Annotated in this window: 29 protein-coding genes and 1 tRNA gene; 7 read left to right on the top strand and 23 right to left on the bottom strand. The window is 59.0% G+C overall.

The genetic code is table 11. The annotated features are described in order from the left end of the window. Positions 1-15 precede the first annotated feature (15 nt). The 9 genes from AOQ71_RS31915 to AOQ71_RS31875 all read right to left on the bottom strand — a co-directional run bounded on the left by AOQ71_RS31915 (position 16) and on the right by AOQ71_RS31875 (position 7,086). Positions 16-402: a hypothetical protein gene (locus AOQ71_RS31915; RefSeq protein ID WP_057755537.1), complete on the bottom strand. Its 387-nt coding sequence runs from the start codon at positions 400-402 to the stop codon at positions 16-18. Beyond that, a complete protein-coding gene (locus tag AOQ71_RS45540) occupies positions 399-626 on the bottom strand; it encodes a hypothetical protein (RefSeq protein ID WP_128925772.1) in 228 nt (75 codons plus the stop codon). Before AOQ71_RS45540 ends, AOQ71_RS31915 begins: the two co-directional genes overlap by 4 nt. Next, on the bottom strand, positions 623-1,066 hold the full coding sequence (locus tag AOQ71_RS31910) for a DUF5681 domain-containing protein (protein WP_057755535.1): 444 nt from the start codon (positions 1,064-1,066) through the stop codon (positions 623-625). The genes AOQ71_RS45540 and AOQ71_RS31910 overlap by 4 nt, the downstream gene beginning before the upstream one ends. Continuing rightward, positions 1,063-1,389: a hypothetical protein gene (locus tag AOQ71_RS31905; RefSeq protein ID WP_057755533.1), complete on the bottom strand. Its 327-nt coding sequence runs from the start codon at positions 1,387-1,389 to the stop codon at positions 1,063-1,065. Before AOQ71_RS31905 ends, AOQ71_RS31910 begins: the two co-directional genes overlap by 4 nt. Before the next feature lie 270 nt (positions 1,390-1,659). Continuing rightward, entirely contained in the window at positions 1,660-3,648 is a 1,989-nt protein-coding gene (locus AOQ71_RS31900; protein WP_157083725.1) for a hypothetical protein, read from the bottom strand. Then, complete coding sequence (locus tag AOQ71_RS31895; protein WP_157083724.1) at positions 3,648-5,345, bottom strand: hypothetical protein; 1,698 nt, start codon at positions 5,343-5,345, stop codon at positions 3,648-3,650. Before AOQ71_RS31895 ends, AOQ71_RS31900 begins: the two co-directional genes overlap by 1 nt. Continuing rightward, complete coding sequence (locus tag AOQ71_RS31885) at positions 5,338-5,544, bottom strand: hypothetical protein (RefSeq protein WP_057755519.1); 207 nt, start codon at positions 5,542-5,544, stop codon at positions 5,338-5,340. Before AOQ71_RS31885 ends, AOQ71_RS31895 begins: the two co-directional genes overlap by 8 nt. 6 nt (positions 5,545-5,550) lie before the next feature. Further along, positions 5,551-6,609, bottom strand: a complete 1,059-nt coding sequence (locus AOQ71_RS31880; RefSeq protein ID WP_057755516.1) for a hypothetical protein — start codon at positions 6,607-6,609, stop codon at positions 5,551-5,553. A gap of 240 nt (positions 6,610-6,849) precedes the next feature. After that, positions 6,850-7,086 carry a helix-turn-helix domain-containing protein gene (locus AOQ71_RS31875; protein ID WP_057755513.1) on the bottom strand — a complete coding sequence of 79 codons (237 nt, stop codon included), beginning with the start codon at positions 7,084-7,086 and terminating at the stop codon, positions 6,850-6,852. Between the two features lie 125 nt (positions 7,087-7,211). On the opposite strand from AOQ71_RS31875, the gene AOQ71_RS31870 reads away from it, so the two are divergent. From AOQ71_RS31870 to AOQ71_RS31860, 3 genes are all read left to right on the top strand, one after another. Continuing rightward, complete coding sequence (locus AOQ71_RS31870) at positions 7,212-7,490, top strand: hypothetical protein (RefSeq protein WP_157083723.1); 279 nt, start codon at positions 7,212-7,214, stop codon at positions 7,488-7,490. Positions 7,491-7,502: 12 nt separating this feature from the next. Then, positions 7,503-8,108 carry a hypothetical protein gene (locus tag AOQ71_RS31865; protein ID WP_057755505.1) on the top strand — a complete coding sequence of 202 codons (606 nt, stop codon included), beginning with the start codon at positions 7,503-7,505 and terminating at the stop codon, positions 8,106-8,108. Positions 8,109-8,350: 242 nt separating this feature from the next. Then, on the top strand, positions 8,351-8,854 hold the full coding sequence (locus tag AOQ71_RS31860; protein WP_057755502.1) for a hypothetical protein: 504 nt from the start codon (positions 8,351-8,353) through the stop codon (positions 8,852-8,854). A gap of 1,040 nt (positions 8,855-9,894) precedes the next feature. Here the strand turns inward: AOQ71_RS31860 and AOQ71_RS46095 are convergent. The 5 genes from AOQ71_RS46095 to AOQ71_RS46090 all read right to left on the bottom strand — a co-directional run bounded on the left by AOQ71_RS46095 (position 9,895) and on the right by AOQ71_RS46090 (position 13,012). After that, positions 9,895-10,851 (bottom strand): hypothetical protein, encoded by a 957-nt coding sequence (locus AOQ71_RS46095; protein WP_205668279.1) that lies wholly within the window; start codon positions 10,849-10,851, stop codon positions 9,895-9,897. 269 nt (positions 10,852-11,120) lie between these two features. Beyond that, entirely contained in the window at positions 11,121-12,263 is a 1,143-nt protein-coding gene (locus tag AOQ71_RS46710; protein WP_205668278.1) for a hypothetical protein, read from the bottom strand. Between the two features lie 35 nt (positions 12,264-12,298). Then, on the bottom strand, positions 12,299-12,637 hold the full coding sequence (locus AOQ71_RS31845) for a KTSC domain-containing protein (RefSeq protein ID WP_057755492.1): 339 nt from the start codon (positions 12,635-12,637) through the stop codon (positions 12,299-12,301). 4 nt (positions 12,638-12,641) lie between these two features. Next, the gene (locus AOQ71_RS31840; RefSeq protein WP_057755489.1) at positions 12,642-12,863 is read right to left on the bottom strand and encodes a hypothetical protein; all 222 of its coding nucleotides are present in this window, start codon (positions 12,861-12,863) and stop codon (positions 12,642-12,644) included. After that, positions 12,860-13,012, bottom strand: coding sequence for a hypothetical protein (locus tag AOQ71_RS46090; protein ID WP_162268433.1), 153 nt, complete (start codon positions 13,010-13,012; stop codon positions 12,860-12,862). Before AOQ71_RS46090 ends, AOQ71_RS31840 begins: the two co-directional genes overlap by 4 nt. Positions 13,013-13,244: 232 nt before the next feature. On the opposite strand from AOQ71_RS46090, the gene AOQ71_RS31830 reads away from it, so the two are divergent. Beyond that, positions 13,245-15,464 carry a KAP family P-loop NTPase fold protein gene (locus AOQ71_RS31830; protein WP_083514631.1) on the top strand — a complete coding sequence of 740 codons (2,220 nt, stop codon included), beginning with the start codon at positions 13,245-13,247 and terminating at the stop codon, positions 15,462-15,464. A gap of 25 nt (positions 15,465-15,489) precedes the next feature. Here the strand turns inward: AOQ71_RS31830 and AOQ71_RS31825 are convergent, their stop codons facing one another. The 5 genes from AOQ71_RS31825 to AOQ71_RS31800 all read right to left on the bottom strand — a co-directional run bounded on the left by AOQ71_RS31825 (position 15,490) and on the right by AOQ71_RS31800 (position 18,203). Continuing rightward, positions 15,490-15,777, bottom strand: coding sequence for a hypothetical protein (locus tag AOQ71_RS31825; RefSeq protein ID WP_157083722.1), 288 nt, complete (start codon positions 15,775-15,777; stop codon positions 15,490-15,492). 11 nt (positions 15,778-15,788) lie between these two features. Continuing rightward, positions 15,789-16,034, bottom strand: coding sequence for a hypothetical protein (locus AOQ71_RS31820; protein WP_057755477.1), 246 nt, complete (start codon positions 16,032-16,034; stop codon positions 15,789-15,791). A 126-nt stretch (positions 16,035-16,160) separates the two neighbouring features. Beyond that, positions 16,161-16,424: a hypothetical protein gene (locus AOQ71_RS31815; protein WP_057755473.1), complete on the bottom strand. Its 264-nt coding sequence runs from the start codon at positions 16,422-16,424 to the stop codon at positions 16,161-16,163. Positions 16,425-16,505: 81 nt separating this feature from the next. Further along, positions 16,506-17,111: a hypothetical protein gene (locus AOQ71_RS31810; protein ID WP_057755470.1), complete on the bottom strand. Its 606-nt coding sequence runs from the start codon at positions 17,109-17,111 to the stop codon at positions 16,506-16,508. Between the two features lie 465 nt (positions 17,112-17,576). Continuing rightward, positions 17,577-18,203, bottom strand: a complete 627-nt coding sequence (locus AOQ71_RS31800; RefSeq protein ID WP_162268432.1) for a hypothetical protein — start codon at positions 18,201-18,203, stop codon at positions 17,577-17,579. 145 nt (positions 18,204-18,348) lie between these two features. Between AOQ71_RS31800 and AOQ71_RS46085 the strand changes: the two genes are divergently transcribed. Further along, the gene (locus tag AOQ71_RS46085) at positions 18,349-18,843 is read left to right on the top strand and encodes a hypothetical protein (RefSeq protein ID WP_162268431.1); all 495 of its coding nucleotides are present in this window, start codon (positions 18,349-18,351) and stop codon (positions 18,841-18,843) included. Between the two features lie 198 nt (positions 18,844-19,041). Here the strand turns inward: AOQ71_RS46085 and AOQ71_RS31790 are convergent, their stop codons facing one another. From AOQ71_RS31790 to AOQ71_RS31780, 3 genes are all read right to left on the bottom strand, one after another. Then, positions 19,042-19,527, bottom strand: coding sequence for a hypothetical protein (locus AOQ71_RS31790; RefSeq protein ID WP_057755455.1), 486 nt, complete (start codon positions 19,525-19,527; stop codon positions 19,042-19,044). Positions 19,528-19,529: 2 nt separating this feature from the next. After that, complete coding sequence (locus AOQ71_RS31785; RefSeq protein WP_057755452.1) at positions 19,530-20,648, bottom strand: hypothetical protein; 1,119 nt, start codon at positions 20,646-20,648, stop codon at positions 19,530-19,532. Between the two features lie 189 nt (positions 20,649-20,837). Continuing rightward, a tRNA-Lys gene (locus AOQ71_RS31780) sits at positions 20,838-20,913 on the bottom strand. Positions 20,914-21,207: 294 nt separating this feature from the next. Here AOQ71_RS31780 and AOQ71_RS31770 point away from each other — a divergent pair. Further along, complete coding sequence (locus AOQ71_RS31770) at positions 21,208-22,167, top strand: TetR/AcrR family transcriptional regulator (protein WP_245317285.1); 960 nt, start codon at positions 21,208-21,210, stop codon at positions 22,165-22,167. 13 nt (positions 22,168-22,180) lie between these two features. Here AOQ71_RS31770 and AOQ71_RS31765 read toward each other — a convergent pair whose 3' ends face one another. Beyond that, positions 22,181-23,134 (bottom strand): fumarylacetoacetate hydrolase family protein, encoded by a 954-nt coding sequence (locus AOQ71_RS31765; RefSeq protein ID WP_057755447.1) that lies wholly within the window; start codon positions 23,132-23,134, stop codon positions 22,181-22,183. Positions 23,135-23,304: 170 nt separating this feature from the next. Between AOQ71_RS31765 and AOQ71_RS31760 the strand changes: the two genes are divergently transcribed. Further along, positions 23,305-24,918 carry a bifunctional 3-(3-hydroxy-phenyl)propionate/3-hydroxycinnamic acid hydroxylase gene (locus AOQ71_RS31760; protein WP_057755444.1) on the top strand — a complete coding sequence of 538 codons (1,614 nt, stop codon included), beginning with the start codon at positions 23,305-23,307 and terminating at the stop codon, positions 24,916-24,918.

Here is a 24,918-nt window from a genome sequence, read left to right as displayed (position 1 = left end):
GCAATGAGGCGGCGCCTAATGGCGGATCTCATGGCCGGCTCTCCGATCTGCTCTCAACAACTCATACCAAAGGTCGGCGTCGCTCCATTCTGACAATCGCTTGTATTCAAGTTGATCGGTCGCTTGTCCGGCGGCCTCTTGAAGTAGCTTGCCGAGCGCGGTCCGCTCTCGTTCTGAGATTCCTATGGGGAAATTGCCATACCAAGCAGGTGCTGGCGGCTCGTCGACCGCGGGCCAGGGCGCGATACCCACACGATCGAACGGATCGAAGAGGTGGCGATGTTTTTCGAGAACCGCCTCGGCTCTTTCATTTGGTCTGCTCCAAATCAGCAGCATCTCGCCCGCGTGCCTCGCGCGGCCTTCTAGCTTAATGATCCGGGATTCGAGATTACGGGCTTTCATTGCAGGATCTCCGGCCGGCCGTAGATCGCGATCCACTCTTCGACCGTCGCGCAGGGCCACGGGCCAACCATGAAGCAATGTCCGGCTGATTTGGCTGCCTCGATAGCTGCCAATTCGTCCGCCGTTGCAGGTTCACTCACGTGATAGACGTAGGGCAGGCGGTTCGTAGCTTTTCGGCGATCTTCAAGTTTGGTGACCCGTGTTTTGAGATTTCGTCCAATCATTGACTGGTCATCCTTTCCAGCCGCTCGAGCCGCTCCGTCAGTTCAGCGGTCTCATAGGCCTTCACCCAAGTGTCGATGAGTTTACTGATCTCTCCGGCCTCCGAAGGGGTGAGTTCGCCCGCGGCCACTGCTGACAGCACCGCTGAAGACACCTTCGCCGCATCGTGCGCCGTGTTGATAGGCGGCAGCGCGAAGGTCACGGGCCGATCCTTCCGAGGCGGCATGATGCGATCGAGGCAGATGCGGAGGGCAGGAATGTCGCCCGCCAGTGCAAGATCGATGGCCTTTTGCGTCAATGCCTTCGCCTGACCATCGAGCAGCGCCTCTAGCGCGATGGTAGTCGTGTTGCGGGTGCCGCGCGGCTTGCCTGCCGGGTTTCCGCTTTGGCCGGGTTTAAACCTAGTCGAACGGCCCTGCTGTCTGGAACTCTTGCCCGTCAATTCAACGACCCCACGTAAGCGAGCGACGATAGTTTGTGAAAGAAACCGAGCTCAATCGGCCCAATAGCGAGCTTTCCGCTGGCGGCCTTGGACGTGATCGTGCTGACAATCAGCTCCAGCACCAGGGGGTCGTTTCGAGCCCGGGCGTGCATTACGGCCATCTCGGCGTACGATTCACCCAGTGCGACATTCGCCGCGTAGCTGCCTTCTGGCTTCGGAGGGGTCCAGAAGTCGGTCCAGCCGCTCTCCAGCGCTCTCATGAACGGCGGCGGCAATTCTTCGCTCTGTTCCGGAGTCCGGGCTTCGGCTAGGGTGTGCGACATCTGATCCTGCTCGGCTGTGAAAATTGACCGAAAATGCGACGCTTGCAGTTGGAATTGCCTTCACGGTCGTATTCTGGGCGATCGTGATCTGGCTTTTCGCCTCAAGGAAGGGCGGCACGATTTTGCGCGTTGCCGGCCTGCTATTCTTGGCGGCCTGCCTCGCAGGCGGCCTCTATCTGCACTGGGATCCATACTTGGTGATGATTTGCCTTCCAGCAGGGTTCATCGCCGGTCTGTTCTATGCCGAGTGGTACTATGGCGTTCATCGGCTCACTGCGCCCCAATCAGATCAAGAGCGGCCGCACCCACAGGCCGATCATACGGAGCGCTTCCAGACAGAGCCGCGCCCGATGCTAGGTTACGAACCTGCCGGGCAAGCGTACCGGAGCGATCGCGCTGCTGGGCCGCGCGGATAACGGCATCAATCGCCCGCTGCCTATCCGGACCTTGTAGGGTGAGGATGTCTGCCATTGCACCTTCGATTGCTCGCTGACGGCCGGTCTGCACGGCCTCAATCGCGCGATCCATGAGCTTGAGCCCGACACCGCGGGCTGCTCCCATCATACCGCCGGCTGCGAAACTATCCCTGATACCCAGGCCGGAGCTGCCCGGCGTGAGATCCTCCCGACCGGCGACGCGGGCAGCGGTCTCGCTGTTACCAATCACGCGATGCGAGGTATTTGCCGCGGTCGTTTCAAAGCCAACCTGTCGCATGAGATCGTTGGCGGCCTGCGGTCCCAGCACCATCTCGAGCTTTTCCTGGTTAAACCCCTTCTGTAGAAGCTGACGCACCCGCGAAGAATCGTTCCGAGCGGTGCCCATGATCGTCTGTATCTGCGCCCGCGCGCCCTGCAGGAATGCATCTCGCTCGCCGGCTGTCATACCAACGAGCTGATCCCCAATTTGCTGAGGCGAAAGACTGTCACTGAAGAGGTTGCGACCCGCCTGCAGCGCGTCGCGTATTGCGCTTTCGCCGGCATAGGCATCGCGGGCCATGGCGTATTCGGGGACCTGATTATCAACTGCACTGACGAGCCGATCCCGCAAGTTTGCAATGATCCGAGCCTCGTTGTTGCGGCCGGTCCGCTGGCCCATTGAAACGACGTCATCCAGCGTGCGCTTGATAAGATCGACGCCGCGCACGGAGTTGGGATCAAACGGGATTCCTTCGTCCCTGGACAGGCGCGCGGCCCGTGCCGCTGCGGCTCGGCCGGTGGGTGTATTCAGAACCTCCTGAACCTCCGGGATCGGGGGCAGGGGTATCTGATAGGCTTGGTCGTAGAGAGGCCGAGCTGCGTTGCTACGCCGCTGAATGATGGAGCTCTCGATCTGCCCGTAATTGACCGGCCCGCCCATGACCCCGTTGACGGCATTTGTCACACGTCCCGACGCACCAGCATTACGTGCTTCAATTGCCGCGCGGATAGTTTGCTGACCAGCGCCGGGAGATGCTGCGATCACGGCAGCCTGCTGCATCGCGTTTGGACCGACGTCTGCAATCATTGCCTGGGGGCCGATCGCATCAAGCCGACTTTGCAGATTTGCTGGTGTCACGCCGTCACGCTCCAGTGCGTTCAGCACCTTTCCGGCCGCGGTGCCGGCCGTGCCCTCGCGGTTCATCACAGCGCTGATGCCTTTGCCGACAGCATGCCCGACGACGGGAGCGGCACCGCCAAGTACAACACCGACGGGCGCGCCCTCGGCGGCGCCAATCGCCCGGTCGGTGAGATCGCCGTTGGCGTCGCCGGCGCCTGTTATCCCGCCGATGATGCCGCCGGCTGCGGCGGAACGAACGACCGCCCCAGCAAGGGTGGCGCCCGTCCCGACGCCTTTCACGATCTTGCTTGCCGGCAGGAACGAGCCGCCGATCTGCGAGGCGTTGTACGCAATCGGATGATCTTCCGCGGCGTTCCTTTGACGCTCGCGGATTCTGGCCACGGCTTCGTCGTAGGTTTTCGTAGCTTCGCCGGGCTCTCGGCTGAAATGTTCCGCGGCAAGCCTGGCGGCACCAAACGGTGCGCGGAATCCTCCCATCCATTCCGGCAGCCCCGATGCTTTCGAGGCGCCATAAACCTCGTCTCGCCAGCCTGCACCGGCGCCCGTCAGCGCGCCTTCCAGGACTGCTTCGCTGGTGCTGGTCTTGGGCGTCCGCGGATCCTGAGGCGCTGACCAGTCCATCTCCCAAGGTGGCGTTTCCGCAGACGAGGAGGGGGCTTCCGAGGATGCCGGCGCCCAGTTCATCTCCCAGGGATTAGCCATCAGATGCGCCCCCACGACCGTTGGTCCTTCGGGTCTCCGCCGAGATATTTGAAGCCGTTGAAGACAGCCCCGGCCCGCGGGGCGGGCATAGCCTGCTGGCGCGGCTGGTACTGGCCGGGCTGCTCGACACGATAGACCGTCCCGTAGTCCTTAAGAGCATCGGACGAGTTCAACGTGCGCTCAGCAAGATTGTTGTGCTGATCAATTCGAGCTCGAGCGGCCCGCTCGCCGATATCGAGAATGCGGCGGATCGACTTTTCGTCCAACTTGATGTTGCCGCCTGCCATCGCCGCGGCAAAGTCGCGGTCAGCGTTGGAAATTCCGGCGCCGGCACCAAGGCCCTTCACCAGTGAAAGCGTCCGAGAGCCGATGGCGCTACCGAAAGCTTCAGTGTTCGCGATCTTGTCCGCGTTCGGGACGCCCATGAACTCTGCAACCTTCGCCAGCTTCAGGCGTGTATCTGCTGCCGTCCCGGAAAAGATGCCACCAGGCGCGTCGAGCTGTTCTCGCGAACGGTGGATGGCCAGGATTTCATCGCGAGCTGCCGACGCGGTGTCTTGGGACTTGTCGAGCTTCGGCAGAATGCTGCCGCTCAGAATTGCACGCTCTGTGTTCGCGTTGTCATTGCGGTCGATGTATTCGCGCACGGACATGCCGGCCGCCCGGGCATTCTTCATGTCTGGTGTCGGCTCCAACGCTTTGTGGATGGCCTCGATGCGTCCCTGCAAAACCTTGAGCTGGTCGGGCAGGACGCGACCGCTGCCTGCGACGGCTTCCAGCCGCTGCACGTAGGCAGCGGGGTCTGGATAGCCGGCGGGGATCAGGCCGCCCAGCGTCGGGTCAGCCGGCGCTGCGGAGGAGGCGGGCGGCATCGCCATCGGCGGCCGGGCGACCGCTGGCGCCGGACCAGGCAGCGACGGTGCGGTGATCGGGGGCTGAGCGGTCGGGGCGGATACCGACGGCCCCGCAGCCGTCTGCACCAGCGGTCCGCGGCCATTGCTGCGCACGAAATTCCCCAGCACTTGCCGAACCTGGGGATTGTTCATGTCCAGCGGAGCATTCGGGTCGATCCGCCGACCAGTGACCGCTGCAAGTTGACCTCCGAGTATGTTCGCCGCGGCACCCTGATCTTGTTCGGGCACGCCGTTGGCCGACAAAAACCCGATCAACGATCCCTTGGCATCACCGCCCCGCCAAGATCCGTCGGGTGCCGCAGCAACCGGTCCAGATGGTGCAACGGCAGGAGCGGGCGCGCCTTGTGGTGCGCCAGACGAGGGTACAATTCCCCCTCGCGCGAGCGGCGGCGCCACAACGGCCGGCGCGTTGCGCGATGCAGATGGCGGTAAATTCTGCGTTGGCTGCGATGGGGGCTGCAGAATCGATTGAACCGAGGGGGCGTTCCGATAGCGGTCCTGTTGGAAGCCAGTTTCGGCGAGCTTCGCAGCCTGGTCGATGGCTCCAACCCCGCCGATTTGCACAAGGCGTTCGTATGCCTTGCCCCAATCAACATCTCCCGTTTTGGGATCGCGAGGGATACCGCCGTTCTCATCGCTGAAGGCGCCGCGCAATTTCTGCTGATACGCGAAGTCCTTTCCCTCGCGGTACGACTTCAAGATGCTGTCGGCGCCGGATAAGAAATTGGCGTCCGTCTTACCGCTATTCGCGATCAAGTACGGCATATAGTCGGATTCAGCCATTGGCACTCTCCGGTGCCGGGGTAGCCTCAATGGCCAGGCGAAAATTCTCGTCCAAGCCGTACCGCTGAGACTGCCCGACTTCGGTGGTGACATCGCTGTCGGCCCATACGATCGAACCGTCAGCATTGACGCCTGTCTTGCTCTGAAAGCGGACCACGAACCGCTCGCCGCTCCCAGATGTGATGGTCAAGGTGATCATGTGTCCTCACATCTTGATGTAGGTTGTGGCGAGAATGGTCGGCTGAACGATGGGATGAGCGCCTCCGCCGCCGGTGCTGTACGTCGTGTCCAGGCCGTTGGAGCTGTTAACGCGCACGCCTGTCACTGCAGAGCTGGTAACCGTAGTCCCGGGAATGTTGCCGAATGCACCGCCGCCGCCCGTGTTCCCTGAATTGGTCGGATAAGTATATCCGTGTACGTGGCCCGGGTCGTAGATGCTCGCGGAGTGAAAGTGCGAAGGCATCTGGGCGATGGTCAACGTCTGATTTTCGGCGCCGCCTACAGCGCCGAGCACCGTTCCACTTGCACCGAAATAGGACGGCGTCAGCCGTCCTGCCGTGCTGTTGCCCATGTCGTCGAGATTGGCAACGACGCGACCGCGACAATCCGGCAATGTCAGTTGCTTTCCGGCTACCCAATCGGCGTTTGCAGATGCGCCACGGCCCCCGACAACCGCCAGATTCGTATCGGCGAACCACAGGTATTGAAAGAGAGCCTGGATATCGTTGTTCGCGCGCTCCGTCGCTCCAGAAGTTGCATTGCCGATAGTTCGGCCATTGCAGCGAACCCAGCCGGTTAAGATCCCGGTGCCGTAAAACTGCATGAAGGCGCCGGTCTGGAAAATGGTCGTCGGGTCGATCGTGCCACCGCCACCGCCACCGCCACCGCTCGGACCGACAACCAAAAGATTGTCGCCAGTGAAGATCTGAGCGCCGTTTTTGTCCGTCAGGCGAAGCTTGATGAGCCCATCGGATACGAACCATTGGGGCAAGCGAGCCGCGGCATCGCACGTCAACGGGTTCGGCAGGACCTGCGTCAGGCCGGAGTCCGAATAAGCATTCTGGGGCGTCGCCGTCGTACCAGCTTGAATAACAAATAGCCGGCATCCTGGCGCGGCCTTACCGGTCAAGTCGAATTGTGGTGTGAGATTGAAGCCCGGGACTGTGCCGGCAGCGATGGCCGGCGAGAGCAGCCACGTGCCGGCACAGAGCGCCAGGCACGCAGCGGTCAACAAGAGCTTGAGGGTTTTGATGGCACCCGCCATGGGACCGATCCGTGCTGTCGTACCTGCGGAGCCCAAGCCGCATCAGGGGTAAGACTGCACGACGAAGTGGACCATCACGGCCCGACCAAATCGGCGAGTGATCAGAATCTAATTCGAAAGAGTTCGGCTTTCAATGGGCGCGGTGGCTGCGCCAACAGAAGTCGTAGGGGCTCGGCGAGGGGGCAAGAAGGCCCTCAAAGTAAGGGGGGCTCGGCGTCTTCGACATTCAGCAAGGCAGGACTACTTGGCTTTTAATCTCACGCCTGGCTGGCCGTGATTCAAAAACTCGATACCGGCTTGTTCTAGAGCCTTCTGCACAGCGACGACCGTCTGATTGTTCGCTTTGATCGTCTCGTCCTTGGAAGCTTCCATATTGCGGATGGTGTTGACGTTGACTCCCGCCGCTTCAGCCAGCGTGCCCTGATCCATGTCCGCTAAGGCGCGCGCGGCACGTAGCTGATTTCCAGTCGACAGCATCAGATTTCCCTGTGGGCTGAACTCACAAAAATAGGTTTTATACCCAATAAACTGGTTGACATCACCATTGGAACCAATTAGTGTTTATACCTATCGGGATGGGTATTAACCACATGGAGGCGGCGATGGCAACTAGCAATGCAATCCTCACGGTGGCGAACCTCACCGACCCGGCCACTGGCAAGCTCAACCGCGAGGTCTATGAGGCGCTGGTTCGCCGCGAGGCGATGCGGACTTTCGGCTCCTGCGCTCCCCGCTACATCCGTCAGGCCTCCAAACTCTATCGCGATCACGTGGCGATGCAGGTGACAGCTTGGCGCCAGCGCAGCGGTCTGACCGTCGAAACCACATTCGTGTCGGCCTTTGGCATCCATGCCGATGGCGTGCGCCGTTCGGCCTTCTGAGGAGCTACCAACATGCTCGCCCCCTCCAACCAAAACTCACTCGTCAAGGTCCCGGCGCGCCACCTTCTGCGTGGTGACGTGACTGGCTCGGGAGAAGTCGTATTGAGTGTCAGCGTTGGCGCCAAAACACCGCGCGGCATGGTCGATGTTCTCTTGCAGAAGGGTGAACGTAAGCGCGCGGCTATCTGGAATGCGCGGACAATTATTGGCGTCCGCCGTGGCGGTGCGGCTCCTGAAGAGCTTGCCGCAGCCGAGCCGGAAATTTCTCTTTCGGATCGGTTGCCCACGTTTCATGAGCTGGCTTCGTTTGATGCCGTCAAGGCGTGGGAGCGTCTAACACCAGAGCAGCAACGCGAGATCGGCGTGCTCGCCCTCCGCTTTGGCACTATCGGACAGTGCGAGGGCTATTTCCACGAAACGATCGAAGGCGTGAGACAGGGCTTCTCGTCAAGCCATTGGACGCCCCAAGTCCAGGCGACAGCGGTTTGGCCGCGCCTTCATATCGAGTTGATCGAAAGTGCAGCGCAGGCGGCATTTGAGGCGCTCTGTGAGCACTTCGATCCTCTTTGGCCCCAACTGTTTGGTTGGCATGCGCGAAAGGAGGTGAAGCAACCGTAGGCTTCCCGTCTGTCACAGACCGAGCACGGGCGGTGCTCAGTTAACCCATCAACCCCGCAATCTCGAGAAACAGCATGAGCAACGCGGTAGTTAAGGGCGCCACCGGCGCCGGACAATTTTCAACGCCTTTCTTACATCTGGAAAGCCGGCTGGACGCATGTCAGCCCGGACAAGCAAAGTCAGAACTAACCCCTTGCTCAAACATTCCTGAGCGCGGGGCACAGATCAGCAGGAGGTCAGTCATGAACATGTTGGTTAGCGCCGCGGTCACCGGCACAGCAATCCCGCAGGCGGGTGTCAGTGCTGCGGGGGCGGATCCTATCCTCGCTGCGATAGAGACCCATAGGCAAGTTTGCGAGCAGCTCAGCAAGGAAGTTGGTCGCCACTCTGCGCTGGAGTCAGAGATTCCACTGGAGAAGCGCCAGTCGGAGGTTAACCCTTGGGAGGACGAGTTCATTGTCGATACCGATGATCCCCGCTGGATCGCGAGTGAACGCGCGCTGCTCTCGGCTTTTGATGCAGAGACGGATGCAGCGTGCGCACTGTGCGACATTCGCCCCACCACGCGGCAAGGGCTGCTCGCACTCCTCAACTATGCGCTCACACACGACAAGGATGGGCACAGCTGGCCCAGGGCTCTGGAGAGCGGCGACGCCCGAAATATTACAAGGAGCTGGCACCACTTCCTGCTCGAAAACGTCACGGTTGCCCTGACGATGGGCCTCGATGAGCCTTCTTTATCGTGAGACCGGAGGAGGCACCGGTTCACGCCGGCCGTCGAATGGTTACGCCTCGCTGGTGATTGCCAGGAAACCTCAATGAGAGAGAATCCAACCATGAACATGATGACTGCTATTTCAACTGCCATCGCCTCGCCGACCGCTGCCCCCACTTTGGCGGCGTCCAGAGTGCCGGAAATTGACGTTGTAGACCGCTATCGATGCGCTAAGGCAGCGTTACAGCAGGTGTCCATCGAGCTTGACGATGCGCATGAGAAGGTATCCGACATTCATGGTCATAGGCCTGCTGCGTTGATCGCTTGGCGCAACTATTCGGCGATAGGCGGCAGCGAGATCGAGGCAATGCGCGAGCGGCTTCTCGCAGCCGGCGAGGATCCCCAAATGGTGGAGGAGGAATACAACGCGGCGCGCAAGCGATATCGCGCCGCCATCCAAGCAGGCAAGGCGTGGGATAAGCGAGCCGACCTAGAGGTGCTTACTCGGCGAGCAGAGGCTTCCCGCAAAGAGTTTGCAGCCTGTCAAGATGCACTTAAGGCGCTGTCACCTTCTACCTCGGAAGGCGCGCTGTCGTTGTTGGATGTCATCCGGGAAAACGTCGAAGGATTCGAGAGCATCGAACCGTGGGAAATCTCCCTATTGGCGAAGGCCAATAGATTTCTTCAGTCCGCCGTTCCGCTGTCCGCCAAGCAGTCAATCGACCGCGATCAAATGGAGCTTCTGAAAGCACGGGAAGGGGAAGGGCTTGCGCAAGCGTTCCGAGGACTTGAATCCGACATTTGCGACCTAACGAGGATGGCGCGACTAGCTGAGCTTCAATTGCAAAAAGCCATCGGTGATTTGAGGTACGAGAATGGGATTTGCGTCGAAGCACCGGATACAGAGGACGCCGAACTCGCGACGTTTGCGGTCTCACTTCTGACCGAAAAAGTCCGAGAGCTGGAAGGGGAGTGGTACCGGCTGTTCAACGAAGGGGTAGCGGCTGCACGGAATGGCGGNCCGCCGGTGGCGGGCCGCCTGCGTGAACTCGTCGAACGTTGGCTCATGCATCAGGAGCTTTGCGGTTTGATCATAGAGAAGAAGGCCGCGGCTCCGTTCCGTGTTGCATCCAGGTCGTTCGCGACTTGGTCGGCCCATGCGAGCCACTCCGCAACGGACTTGCCTGACACATCCTGATTTTGAACACCTTCATTCGACCTTAACACTGCGACGAGGTCGCGGACGATAGTTGCAGTCTGCCAATCCGTTGCCAGTTCAATCAGCTTCTGACGATATTTCCCCTCAATCTCGGCCTGGCGCTGTCTTTCTACCCGTTCGGCTGCGGCTTTTCTGCGCTGTTCTTCCTCGGTTTGGCGTTGCAAATGCCAAGCCTTCAGGGCCTTCGCACCTTCGAATATGCGAGCCACCATCTCTGGTAGCCTGGAATCCAAGACGACTGAGTTTGTCTCGCGCCATTCGGTGCTGTGGTGCCCCGGCCAATAGGTGAGAACCAGAAACGCCAGCTTGCCGGTCCCAACTAGTTCCACTTTGGAGAACGAGCGACCCGCGAAGCTGGTAGTCACTCTCGATTGTCGCTGTTTTTCTCTGATCTGAAACTCTACAGTCTCACCCTCTATGCGAGCCTCCAGATTGCCTTTCGGCGAGGTGGAAATCCGGCCGCCCTTTGCTTCGATCTCATTCAAGAGAACGCTCAATAGAGAATATCGCCGCCTGTCGACTTCCGTAATAGGACCCGGCGCATTCTTAATAGCCCATTCGTTGCGACTTGCCGACGCCTCCCTGCGCTGCCTCTCGCGTTCGGCAATCCAATTATTGATGATCGGATGGTCTTTGACGTGACGTGCCGTTCTGGTGAGGGGCTCGTTTCGATCCACGGCGCTCTGCCGCTCCTCGACGATACGCTTATTTGACCGGCTTTTTCGCGGCTTCGCCGGCTCGATGGTGATTTGGGAAGTCGGTTCACCTGAGGCAGCCGGCAGCGGCTGAACCTCGACAGGACGCCCCATCGCCTTCATCGTCCAGTACAGAGATCCTGGATATGGGATGTTGTGTGTTCTGCATATCGCGGCCAAGGATGTCGCAGATATGCCGAATTGGGGTGCCGTCTTGCTGAGCGGCGACTTCCAGACAAGGTCGTAAAGGGCAGCGCGGGAGATCTGCATGTACGTCACGGTGTAAGGCGCGCTCGGCGGCTCAAGTTTCTAACCTTCAATAACCCTGATTATCGAAAGTCAGAGCAGTTAGCTCGCGTCGGCTACATCACTCCGGCTTTTGACTAGGTATAGAACGCCAACTGATCGAGAGTAAGTAGCGCCTGTAGTGCGCGCACAAGAGTATAGCTTTCAGCGACTGCGGCGCCATGACCCACGGCATGCCTGGACGTCGCCTTTCCGACACCGGCCTCGGGGTCGAAGTTCGCGAATGTTTGTGACTTCAAATAATGTGCAAAGGCAGCGGGAAACAATAGCGTGTCCGGTTGACCTGCCTTCTGTTCGGCGGAAGCAATTGCAAAATCCAAGAGGATCTGGACCTTGGCTCCTTTTCCGTGGACGGCACGATAAGCGTCTGCGAGGATACCCTCGATCTCAGTCAAAACGATCTTGATGACTGGGACTGCCTCTCCAGCCAGGAAAGCCCTAAGGGCCGATCTCAGAAGCGGCTCTTTCCCCGCAAAATGGGGTTTTGCCATCCAGCGTTTAAACATGTGCTCTAATCGCTCAGAGTCGAATTTTGAGATGAGTTGCGCTTCCTCATCCTTCAGGTCAAAACCGGCCTCGGAACAATCGGCAAAGAGGCGAAATTCAGGTCCTATGATCTCCACAAACGGGAACCATCCGGTGTCGAAAAGCCGCGAGAATATCGCGGTGTCGGCGAGGGCGTCGTAAAGATCGCGGTACCTAAGACGGCGGTGCATCGTGCCCAGATCGCGCTGCATATCTTGGACGGAAAAATCGCCGGCTGGATTGAAATCAAAAAATAAGCCGAACCGCCATCCCTCGCGAAAGATGCAAACAGCGCGATCTTCCTTTCCAATCGGGACGAGCGGAAAAGCCATCTCAGTCACATCAGCGATGTCACTTTCGAACACGATGCCACCGGCAACCAAATCGCGCTTTGGCATAATCCGCAGAGCGACCGCCGCCGTATCGACCCACAAATCTCCCGTGTTGTCTGGATGAATGACAAGCAATACAGTGTGCGCGTGCTTAAGGTTCACGGCTTTGCCAGCCCGTCGAGCCACGTGTTCAATATGGCCGTTCAACCCGTCTGCAACCCGATGGAAGAGCCGATCATCCGACGTCAGGCAGAGGCGGGTCCAAACTTTAACCGTATCCCCGTTGCGCGCAGCTTCTGCGGACACGCCATTCAATTGTAGTCCTGAAAGCTTTATCGGCTGTCCGCTGTTGTCAATGAGCACACTGGGACGGCTCTCGTCTGCCTGATCCGATGCACTCATCGGTATACCGGAACCTTGTGTGTCCGGCAGTCGTAAGGACCGTCTTTGCCGGTGCCTTTGATGTTAGCATTATAATAGCTGCCAAGAGAATCGGCCGAGAGAAGCGCATCGACCGTTGATTTGGGTATCTCGCAGTAGTGGTAATAAGTGTCCTTGAGCAAGATCACCATGTACTGTTCGGTTGCATCGTAGCAGACACGGTTTATGAAGCTGCTCTTGGTGATAGCTTGGCAGGCAAATGGCTTTAGATCGACCGAGCCTCTATACTTTACCTCCACGGTCTCAGCATGGGCGCCGCTCGCGGTGAGGAAAAGTAGCGCAGCTAGTCTCTTCATATTTTCACCTTCGCCAGTTTTGGCCTAACTCGTCGTCAAACCACATCTCGGCGTCGTAATCGGCACTAATGCGGGATCTAAAGTTCAGATAGTGACCGTAGTTGTTAGCCGATAGCCAGTCCTTGAACGCATACCAACTCGGATGCTCGCGCTTTCCGGCGGGCAGTGTGTCGAACCATGTGGTGGCAAGAGACCTTATGGCCGGCTCGGCTTCGCTCTTCTTCATTTCGTCTTTTTAGGCTTCTGCCCCTTGGTCTCGTCCTGGCTTAAAACAGATGCTGCGAGCTTTTTCGCGTCTGTGAGGGTCGGCTTCTTCTCTCCTGAGAGGATTTTCGACGCGAGCGTGGACAGCTTGGGACTCGATTGCTTTGCCATGGCTTCCCCCTGGGTTTTATCAACGCCTAGTAGTACCTTAAAAATGGCTCGCTGTGGAGGGCTTTGCCTGAAAGGAGCTGGCCTGGGGACTACGACCAAAGTCAAATTTAGGGCCAGTCTCCGCTGGGGCTCGGCCAGCACCCCCCAGAACGTTCACACCGCTGACCATCTCTGCCTAGGGATGGTTTGATGTTTGGTTGCCCACTGATCAAGTCTTGCTAGTTGAGGGAAAATGAGCATCACCGACCTAGGACATGTTGTGAGGGGCGATAGTCCACTCGAAATGCTTGAGCATGACGAGTTCGGTCTCCGCGAAATGGTCGCGGGTCTTTCTTCGATACTCGCAAATCGGATCCCGTCTGGCGGCTATACGATGGGCATTGAGGGCGCTTGGGGTAGTGGGAAATCGACATTCTCAAATTTCGTCGCTGAAAATCTACGCAATTGTGAGGATCATGTTGTGATCCGATTCGAACCTTGGCTGGTCGGAGAAAGGAGTGCGTTGATCGCATCCTTTCTTGGTCAATTTGCTTCGGAAGTGGATAGAGTTTCACCGAACCAATGGAGGTGGTGGCACTATCAAAGATGGTTTGCATGGTGGCGCGGCAGCCGACTTCCAAAGATGATCCGGAAGTATGGCGGTTACCTCGGTTCGCTGGCTGCGCCGGTTGCCGGCGCCGCGTCCATCGATCCTACCGGTAGCACGGCTCTTGCCGCGACCGGCCTCAAGACGGCGGGCTGGTTCTCAGCTCTTTTTGGTCGCGCAGAGACGCTTGATGCCCTCAAAGCAAGGATCGTCGCCGAATTGCACGCGCTTCAGAAGCAGCGCCCAAAGCTTCGGTTCACAGTTATCATCGACGATACCGATCGTCTCGACGTTGCCGAAGCCGTTGAAGTATTGCGTCTCGCGCGGAAGGCCGCGGACTTCCCGTTGGTGTCGTATGTGGTGTGTTTCGACGGCCGAATCTTGTCGAAGCAAGTTGAGACCGCTCTCAGCATAAGCAATGGGAGAGAGTACCTGGAAAGGATTTTCCAGGATGTGGTTCATATCCCACCGCAAGAACCATTCGCGCTACGGCGCTACTTGAAGCGGCTTCTGCGCAACTCTTTTCAGACCGAGATGAACGCGCAAGATAACGAGGCGCAATATCGTCTTGAGGTCGTTTTCGACCGATGGGGTGGGGCGCTTTTGAACACCCCCCGAGACGTAGTTCGACTTCACCAAGCAGTGCAGCTTGCTTGGCCGGAAGTACCGAAAGGGTCCGACTTCTGCGACTTCGTTTGGCTACAGCTAGTTAAGTTGAAGTGGCCCGATTTCTATGCCTGGGTTCAGAATTATGTTCAAAATGTTGGAAGTTATCGGGATCGAGGCCGCCCGGGTGATGCCGAGTCCGCAACGGCAGGCAAGGGGCTTCTTACCCTTCTCGAACGTTTCGGTTGGCATGAGCGGCTGTTTTTGTCGGGGCTGGACGAAATTCTTCCTGGTCTGAAGCAGCTTCGATACTCGCGGGAGGGTGCCGATTTTGATGTCTTCAAATTCGAACAAGGTGAACTTGAGTATTTCGAACGCGGAAGGCGGCTGGGTAGTCCGTCACATTGGCGAGGATACTTCGCATTCGCATTGCCCACTTATGCTGTGAAAGACAGCGAGCTGTTTGAACTTCGAGCGGCCTGCAAGAGTAACCCAGACGCCGCAGCGAGCTTGATCCGCAGTATGCTCGCGCGCCCACATGAGCGCCCCGGTCACTTTCTTGGAGTTCTGTTGGACCGCCTAATGGATGAACCCGTTGGCTACGATAAAGAGGAATCCGCCGGACTATTTTACGCATTCACTGAAACGATGGACGATGTTGAGCGGACGACAGGCTTCAACGACACCGAAGGACGCAACGCAATCTGGGAAACATCTAGATTTCTTTTGCGCAAAAACTCCCCTTCGAATCTGATCCAGGTGCTCAAGGATGGCGCAAGTCTTAGCTGGCTCTCGTTCATAATGCGCGATCAAGGCTTCGCACTTGGGAAGCCAGAAGGACACCGCAGCAATCCCGAGAATGCATGGGTGACGGAGAACGATTTCCAGGAGGCGATTGCTGTAACGATTGGGCGCTTCGAACATATTGGCATGAAAGAGATCTTCGAGTTGCCCGCGCCGCTGAATCCGCTTTTCTGCTGGGCTCAGCTAGGCGATCAGGCGGACGTAAAAGCGCGTTTCCTGGAAGCAACAAAAACCCACGCCGAGTTTTTGAAGGCCGTCGGAACATTCAAGGGGTGGGCAAATAGTTCAAACACTGGCGTGCATCACCCGATCCACGCGCAGTATATAGCTTATTTTGCTGATCCAGATGATGTTTATGCCAGACTGAATCGGCTTGCATTTAATGGAAAGCCCAAGCATCGCGAGGTCGCAAAAGCCCTGCTTGCGGAATGGGTACCTCTCAAGCCCGAGACGTAGCTTTCAATAATACCCATATCGTAAGTCAGACCGCGGGAAGGGCGACCAGCTTCCCGGCCTGGGTGCGAAGATGTCCTGGTGGGACAGTCTCGGCCTCCAGATCGCGGTGACACGACGTCACAACATCATCGAGCCAAGGCGAGAAGATCAATGGTCGCCCCGGCTTGAAATCAACCATCCTCAAAGTGGCACTCTCGACGAAATGGCGTGCGGCCATCTCGTCTGCCGCTTCGACCCAGACTGCTTCCTTGAGGTTGGAGGCTGCCCATTTCTCGTCGTTTGCTCTGATGTTGATGGGCGCCAGCCGGTACACGGACATCGGACTCAGTACCGCGGCGTGCGCGTGCCGAACGTTCCGTTGTTTGGATTGTAGTTGCCCGACGTGCCGTAATTATCCCTCTGGGTGCCGTTGGGGTTCGTAGCGGTGTAGGGCTGCACGTAGGTGCCGTTGCTCCTGGTGTAGCCCGAAGTGGTGTGGCTATTCGGATTGGAGCCGGTGCCGCTGGTGTATTGCGCCTGAGCTGCGGTCGCGACGAGTGCAAGCGCGAAGGCGAGTGCGATAATTCTCATTTGGTCCCCCCCCCATGGTTTTATGAAACGTGGGATGCAACCATGGGCCGCCCCACGGTGTCGAGTCCGACCAATGGATGAGGACGCGCCAGCTCACGCGCTAGAACTTGGGAAATTTACGGGTTGTCAGCCTCCGAGAAGGCTCCCGGGCGTCAATAGCCGCACGTAAGTCCCGCTCTCATGAAGCTCGAGCCAGCCCTGATTGATCGCATGCTTGATGCCGGCACCGAACTCTGGGCCTGATGCCTTGAGCTTCGAGAGGAACGGCGCGTTGATCTTTTCGATATGAATGCGGCCGTCCTGAACCGCCTCGATGCCCATGGCGAGCTCGATCAGCTTGCGCGCCGCGGCCTCTGGATCGGAGTAGGGACGCTCGCTTATCAATTTCATGGATCTATCCTCAGCCGCAATTGCCGCCGAGCTATAGGCGATTCTCAATTCAGCGGATCACCGTATAGACCCTGGCCTTCTTCAGCCAGGCTCGATTTCGATGATGGCGATACCCTGACGGCGCAGAACATCGGCAAGCCAACTCGCCTCAGGTTCGATGCTGCGGACAGCAATGCTCAATGACGTTCCCGGAAACGATTTCGAGTAGCGCTTTAGCTGTCCTGCCGCTTCACCGAGGGCCGCGCTCGACCCTCGGAACTTGCACTCGATCAGTTCATCCGCCGTCAGATCGAAGATATCGACAATTCCACCTGCACACCGGTGCTGGCGACGTATTTCATGTCCAAGTGCCCGCCGTGCACGCGCCAACGGCTCTTCAACCTTAAGTGCTTCGTTGGTGGGACCTAACTTCGATCGCAACGAATCGACGCCATTTTTGAGCGCTTCCTCAAGACCTGCCTTGAGATCGACCGCCGACCTGAGCATACCGTCGTCCCCCTGATCGCGGGCGACGGCGATATGCCGCTCGACCAGCGCAATCGCTTGCTCAACCATCACGTCCGTGGCGTGTCCACTCCGCGCAAACCTTAGGATCGTGATCACAAGGCTGGTTTCGTGGTGAAGGTCGACGAGTTGCTTCGCCTTTCGCGCAATGTCGTCTTTGGTTGCACTTGCGCTCGCTGGCATCGCAGTCAGGTCCGAATCGGGGATAGGGTATGCTGCCGCTTGCCGAGATTGGTTGACAGCGCCGACTTTTCTTATCCACCGAGCTATCCCGTTCCCATCCGAGGCGGTGGATCATCACTCCGGACGATGGCGCCTCGCCTGCCGCAGACCCCACAGACGAATCGAGGCTCCAGATCGGAGATGCGGAGTTCATCCGGCCATTGATCGACCACGTCCGGCGCCAGCTTCACGTTATGGCTACAGCGGTAGTCCTCGCAGAACACGATGACGCCGCGCGCGCCGGTCTCGCGCATCTGGCCAAGGGTAATCTTGACCGGGCGGCCATCTGGCAGGGCGGGGGTGATGCGTCCGGTCGGGCGAGGCATCCCGCCAAGAATGGCCTGACCAGAGCTGAGTCAAATTGACGATTCCCAGTAGGTCGGAATGGCGCCGGGCTACTGCCGGTCGTGGGTGTGGAAATCTCGCCTACAGCACAACTCCTCCCGGTGGGGTGCGCGGCTTCAGCTTGCGCTTCTTGCCGGTCTTGCGGCGAGGGGGGGCGGCGCGACTAGCGCGCATTTCCTCGAGGACCCTCCGCCGCCGCACTTCTCGAACCTCTTCCAGCTCCCGAAGACCGCGGTGAAACTCGCTATCGCCTGCACTCTCCTGCGTCTTCTGTCCAATCATGCGCGACGCGATAATCTGCAACGCACCGCAGAAGGTGATGTACTCGGCCGACATTTCATCAAACGTCCCGTCGGCGCGCCAGCGGTCGATGGCTGCCTGACTTAAGTCGCCAGCACGGCACCGTTCAAGGATCTTTTGCCTCTCGTCGTCTAGATGCAATTCCCCGGCGATCACATCATCTGGCCAGTAGCCGTGCACTTCCTGAAATTTGACGGCACTATCGATGACCTTCTTCATCTGGAGCAGCAGCTCATGAGGCTTGCCTGCTCCACGGATGATTCTGAGCATGTTGGCCGCGCACTCCCGGACGGCCCATGAGAGGTCGCCCTTTGCCCACTCGCGCCTGCGTGCCTGGTCCTCTTGCGCCTGAGCTTTGTCGCGTTCTTCCTTGCTCGGTCCACCGCCGTCGATGACTTTGAAGGACATGCCCGTCTCCCTGTTTGGGCAAGGCTGCCTTCGCTCGCGGCGGTTGTCCAGCCACCGGCGCACTGTTTCCATTCCCCTCTGGGGATTGAAAATTCGCGTGACGATCCCGGCCTTAGTCCCGTAAAAAGAATAGGGGGCAAATTACATGAGCGTTACACCGGTTGCAGTTCACAGGGCTTGGGCCGTGGGAGCCTTCCGTTGGACTGTATTTTTCTTTGTGGCCATCGCTGCGTTTGCCCAGCGAGACGAAAAAACAGGGACAATCCTGGCAACGCTCGTCTTTCTGATTGACGTAGTGTCGTGGAACCTGGGCGAGGTAATCGTGACGATCAATGCCGCATCTTCGAACCAGCAATGGCACAGTACGCTTACCGATCGACTGATCTTTGAAAAGCTGCTCGATCGCTTCCGCGATCGTAAGCACATCGATTTTCAGCAGATCATGCAGGAAGGCACGCGAGCTGCCACCGAGGACGTTAACAAATATATGCGCGATACCACTTTCTGGTCGGAGTGGGGCGGCTTTCGAAAAACACTGCTCGGGATTGGGTATTATCTCTGGTTCTGGATCAGTTATGGGATGTTCTACGGAGCCGCCGGATTTATTGGTTCAAGCATGCGAGGGACGTACGGCTACTGAGTGGTGGCGACGCCCCTCCCAGGGCATATGGTAGCTTCATCACCCGAGCCGCCTGCCAAACCGGGCCCAGAGGCCAAGCCACACATCGATTGTGGGGATCAGGACGATCATGACGGCGGAGGTCATACCGCATAAGGGGTCGAACATCCCATCGCGCTCATAGCGGGGATGATCATGACCGAGATGTTTGTTGTGGGCCTACAGAGGCCAGCTTGTCTGGATTCCGGCAATCCGTTTCTGGAACGTCTGCCGGCGGTTGCCGAACGCTGAGACAGCTTCAACAAAGGCCTGCGCATCGGCTGGGCCCGTCATCTTTTCCGCGGTCTTTTGTAAGGCAAACAGCGCGTCTGCATATCCGTCAATGTCGGTCTTTAGGCTGGGTATTCGATCCTTCAGAGCCGAGGCAACCAAGTAGGATTTGGCGATATTCGCCTGGAGGGTCTTTAGATCATCAGGCGTCGTCGTTTCTTTACCCAACGCCTTGTTTGAAAATTTCCGCAAGATATCGATCAGATCTTGATCTGCCTTCAGGCTTGCTTCCGTCTGAGCCTTCAGAAAGTCGCGGTTGGCGTTTCGCCAACTTGTGAAATCGTTAATGACAGCCCCGCCAGCAGCTCCCACCAGCCCAGTGGCGGTAAGCGCGGCTAGAAGGTGGACTCGCAGCCATTCCACAAGCTTTTTCATGATCACTGCCTCTTCTCGACCCGCGCGGGGCTCTTCAGCCCAGTCTTCTTGGCGACCTCTTGCGCGCGCTGGCAGGCCTCAGGCCAATCATCCAAGTTAAGCAATTTAAGTATCTGCATCGAACTTTCAAAGACCTTCGCGGTGCAGGGATCGTTCTCAGCAGCCTTACTGTTCCGTAAAACCAGGGTCCCTTGTTCGGCCTCGGCCTTGGCCGACGGTCCGACGTCTACGGCTAGAAGGAATAGCACAGACGCAACAAGCGGGGTAATCACCTTGCTGACCAGGGAAATGTCACCCGGCGAGTTCACATTGGTCTGCAGCTTGGGGATGAAATCCCCGGAATCTTTGAAAGCGGCAGCCCCGAACCCTAGAACATGCTGACCGGGCTCCTGGACTGCCCTGGTGTTAGCCGCAACGAAGTTGAAGAAGGCCTGCAACAAGACGTCATCGACGGTGTCGAAGTCCGCTTCCGTGACCTCGAATTTGGCGGAATAGAAATCACTGATCGAGTAGTTGCCATAAGCAACCTTGTAAAACCTGCTGCGTAGGGATCGCTCAACGAGAAAGGCCGCACTAGGCTTTTGCAGTGCGTCAAGGATTTCGTAGGGAAGGTCCCGCTTCGGAATCCGGGTGATCCAACGGACGGCTCGACCCGATAAGATCTCGTCACCATACAGACGGGCAACTTTGACCGGCTCGACGACGTAGCTCTCACTAGCGATCTCGCCAATCCAAGCATCCTCCATGTAGGATTTGGGTGGTACAACGACCAGGTCGCCAGGTTTCATCCGCTCAAAGAAGGTACGGACCAGTGCCGCGAGCTGGGCGGTACTCGGGCCTCCTTCCGTGGCCGAATAGGTCGCTAGATCGAGGTTGGGCTTTAGGTTCTCGTCGAGGGTGCCGCCGTACCAGGCGCGCAGGGCGCGCGACCGGTTTACGCGCCGTCGGAGGTCATCGTCGTCGGGGCGCGTTCCGCTTTCAAACCCGAGCGCTGGGAGCTCTAACAGCAGGACATTTTGCTGTGTGATCTCTGCAAACAGCCCATAGCTATTGCCTGGGCGCACGACGAAAACGTTATGCTCTTCGGGCAACACGCGCGCGTTCAAATCAATTTCGATCATGATCTTGCAGGAAAAGGACGTGAGACTCAGGAGGGAAGCGCGCCACAGTTGCACTCAGCAGGGTAACCAGCAAGCTGTCGAGAACGAGTTGAGAACCGAGTTTGTACCCAGCGGCAAGCAGTTTGTACCCACCTCTACTTCCTGACACGCCCGCGAACTCGGAGATTTGTTTATTGACAATGACTTAAGTGGTGAGCGCGCTGGGGCTCGAACCCAGGACCCCGTGATTAAAAGTCACGTGCTCTACCGGCTGAGCTACGCGCTCCCATGGCCGCTGATGGCTGCGAGATCGCCATCGTCTTCGGACATTCGAGAAGCATGTCTTGCCGCTGCGCTTCAGTTTGCGTCGCGGGGAAAACCGGCTGTTTCCGGATCATGCCTTCGGCCCGCGCTGTGTAGGGGGATGAGGCGCTGAGGTCAATAGCGGGAGTGGCTGCCGAAACTCGCGGCAGAAGCGGGGTTTTTGTTGCCGCTTCCAGCGCTTAGGCCGGGGTTTTGAACCTGTTTGGCGGGTGTCATTTCCGCTGCGTCGCACCAGGCCTGCTCCGGTGGAGCGGCAATGTCATTGAACATGGCCTGCTGCTGCTCGAACTGTCCGCCGGCGTTGACCCTGGACGCGGCCCTGCCTTCACCAGCCTTGATCTCGAACGATCAGTTGCGGCATTCCATCTTCTCGATGCTTGACCCCGGCTTGGCGACGTTGCTGGCGCGCTTACCGGATCACCTCGTCCCGCGCGGCGCGGCAGGACCGGGAAATGGCATACCTAGACGGTTTGGTCATTTTGACTTATTGAACAAATCAAAGTCGGAACGCTGCTGCCAGATGGCCAATATCGACCCAATCCGTCGTGCCGAAATCGGCCGCGAGAAACGAGCAAGAACTCGGGCGCAGCTCATTGCTGCCGCGAACGCGCTCTTCGCCCGGCAGGCTGTGGAGTCGATCACGGTTGACGATGTCGTGCGGGAAGCGGACGTTGCAAAGGGAACGTTCTACGTTCACTTCAAGGACCTGAGCGAGTTGACCGCAGCGGTCGCCGACGAGTTGGTCTCCGCCATAGACGACCTGCTGCAGCCAGTCCGGCTTTCCATCGACGAGCCGACGCTGCGCATCGCCTACGGCTGTAGCTGCTTCCTCGATCGGGCACTTGCCGATGCCCGCTGGGCTGCCGTGACGGCTCGAATGGCCATAGCCGCGACGAATGTCGGCGAGGTCGCCCGTCGGCGCCTGCTCGAAGACATCAAGCAGCATGTGAAACGCCTGCCTGGGACCAGCTCCATCAGCTCCGAACTCGGTCTGGAAGTCGTGGTCGGCATCCTGCTCCAGGTGCTCGGTGCAATCGCCGAAGGCCGCTTGACTTCGCGTCACCGCGAAGGCGCGATTGCGGCAATTCTGCGTGCGATCGATGCCGACGCACGCCAGATCGAATTCGCGCTGGCGCACCTGCCGAAGCTGTCGCAAGGCACGGAGAAGCTCAAGGGGAGGGCGAAGGGCCGGGTTCGCCGTGCGTCAACGGCCTAGAATTGCGAGTTGCTCAAGGCCCGACGATTTCGGTGAGCTGCTCTCCGAGATTGATCCTGCCGTCGCGGCTGAGAATGCGTGCGCTGATCCGATCCCCCGGCTTGAGGTACTGCGGCCTTCGCGCCTGGGCGGCGAGAAATAGCTTCCAGAACTTCCGGTCGGGCAGCAACTGAACCAGCTTGCGAATCGGCGGAGGCGGGATACGAAGCGCGCAGCCGCTCGGTGTGCCGGTCAACAACACATCGCCGGGAGCGATATTGGCGAAGGTGGAGAGCTCGGAAATGGTCTCGGCCGGTTTGAACACCAGGTTGGCGGTGGTGTCGCGCTGCCGTGGAGCCCCATTGACGTCCAGCTCGAGGGCGAGCTGGTCGATCACGGGAAACTCCTCTCTTTCCAGAACGGTCAACCACGGTCCGATCGGGCAGAACCCACGGTAGCTCTTGCCTTTGAAAAATTGCGTTTGCGGCAACTGCACGTCACGTGCGCTGAGGTCGTTGGCGATGGTGATCGCGAACACATAGTCGGCAAGCGTCTCGCGCGTGACCGTGATGGCAGACGTGATCGAGCGGCGGAAGACCAGCGCGAGCTCGATCTCGTAGTCCAAGAGCTTGACGTGCGCGGGCCGGAGCACCGCATCGCCGGCGGAGCAAACCGAGGCGTCGGCCTTGGTGAAGAACATGTTGAACGGTTTGGAATCGGGATCCATGCCGGACTCGATCATGTGCTGACGGTAGTTCGCACCCTGGCAATAGAGCCGGGCCGGTGTGGTCACCGGCGATAGAATCTCAACCGACGCAAGGGCGATCCGCGTGGTCCGGCCAGAGGCTTCGCGCCAGTCCGCTTCGCCTCGCTCGATCAGAGCGGCAGTGTTCGGATAGTCGCCCGACAGTGGCGCGATCTGCGTCCCCGTCACCACGCCCCAGCGGGGACCAGCACCTGTTTCGAAACGTACCAGATTGGTTGCCATGGCTTCCTCCGTCTCACGGGCTGTCGCAGAGCTTGCCGAATTCCGGTGCCGGTACAGACGGTTGTCGGATCTCGTCCGGCGACGACAATCTCATATTGACGATTTAGTCGTTTTGACTATCATGTCTAACAATAATTGTCGATCCTGTCGACGCGGTGGCGAGGGAGCTCATGGTTGTGGAAAGCATGGCGGCGCGGGTGCCGCTGCGGGATGTCGAAGTTGCGATCGTCGGCGCAGGGCCGGTCGGGCTGATGGTCGCCAATCTGCTCGGGGCTGCCGGGATACAGCTTGCTGTCCTCGAGGCCAATCGAGGCCTGCTCGGATTGCCGCGAGCCATCGCCTATGACGCGGAGACGCTTCGGCTGTTCGCGCTGATCGGGCTGCTCGGAGACATTGAGCCGGGGCTTATCAAGAACCCTCATGTCCGCCATCTCAATTCCCGAGGTCGCATCTTGCTGCAGGCGGACATGCCGGCCCAAGGACCTTACGGCCAGTCGTCGCTCGGCACGTTCTACCAGCCAGATTTCGAGCGGGTCCTGCTCAGGGGGCTGGAACGGTTCGAGACAGTGAGGGTGCTGTTCGGCCATCAAGTCACCAGCCTGTTGCAGGGGGATGAGGATGCCGTGCTGTCGATCACGACACGCAGTGGACCGGCCAGCTTGCGCGCGAAGTTCGTGGTCGGCTGCGATGGCGGCACGAGCCGGATGCGCGATCTGCTCGGGGCCAAGCTGGTCGGCTCGACCTACGCGCAGCGGTGGTTGGTCGTTGATGCCATCGTCAGGGGACATCAGGTCAACCAGATCAGCTTCTACTGCGATCCAAGCCGCCCGCGCGTCGAACTGCCGGCCGTTGGCGAGCGTGTCCGGTGGGAATTCATGCAGCTACCGGGCGAGACCGAGGAAGAGCTGAAGAACGATGACCTGATCACCAAGCTGATCGTGGAGAGCACGCGATATCGCGAGGTCGAGATCGAGCGCAAGGCCGTGTATACCTTTCACGCGCGCGTTGCCGACCGTTGGCGCAACGGCCGCGGTTTTCTCGCCGGTGACGCAGCCCATCTGATGCCGCCCTTCGCCGGACAAGGCATGAACGGGGGCATGAAAGATGCCGTCAACCTCGCGTGGAAGCTCTCTTCCGTTCTCAAGGGATTTGCAAAGGAGGCGATCCTCGACAGCTATCAGCAGGAACGCGCGCCAGTTGTGCGCAAGATGGTGGAGGTGTCGCGCAGGCTCGGCGCCATCATCATGCCGACCAACCGTGTAGCAGCCGCCTTCCGCGACGCAGTATTGGCCTGCCTGAATATGTCGCGTGCGTTCCGCGCCTTCATCGGCCGCGGTGGTGTAGTGCCGCCGCCGGCGATCGGCCGCAGCCTGCTGACCGCAACCGGGAGCGATGGCTTGGTCGGGCAGATGATGCTGCAACCCACCGTCGCGACGCTGGAAGGCTCGTTCCCGCTGGATACCTTCCAGGCTTGTCATCAATGGATGGTGCTCGGCGTCGGCGTTGACCCGATCACGATGCTCTCGGCGCGGGATCGTAGCATTCTTGGTGTGCTGGGCGTCCGCTCAGTCTGCATCAATGGTCGCAGAGAGTGGCCGCAGACGCTCGAATTGCAATGCAATGACGCCGCGTTCGACACGTGGCTCAAGCGCCATGCAGTGCGCGCTGTTCTCGTTCGGCCTGATCGCTTCATCGCGAGCCGGCTCAATATGAAGGCAAGCGATCTGCAGGTTCTCACCGCGTTCGAGCAGTCGCTCGATGTCGCCGCGCCAATCGCGGCCTGA

The sequence above is a fragment of the Bradyrhizobium manausense genome, from assembly GCF_001440035.1.
Taxonomy (GTDB): Bacteria; Pseudomonadota; Alphaproteobacteria; order Rhizobiales; family Xanthobacteraceae; genus Bradyrhizobium; species Bradyrhizobium manausense.
Note: the sequence above shows the minus strand (reverse complement) of the source record. Positions and strands in the feature narration are given on the sequence as shown.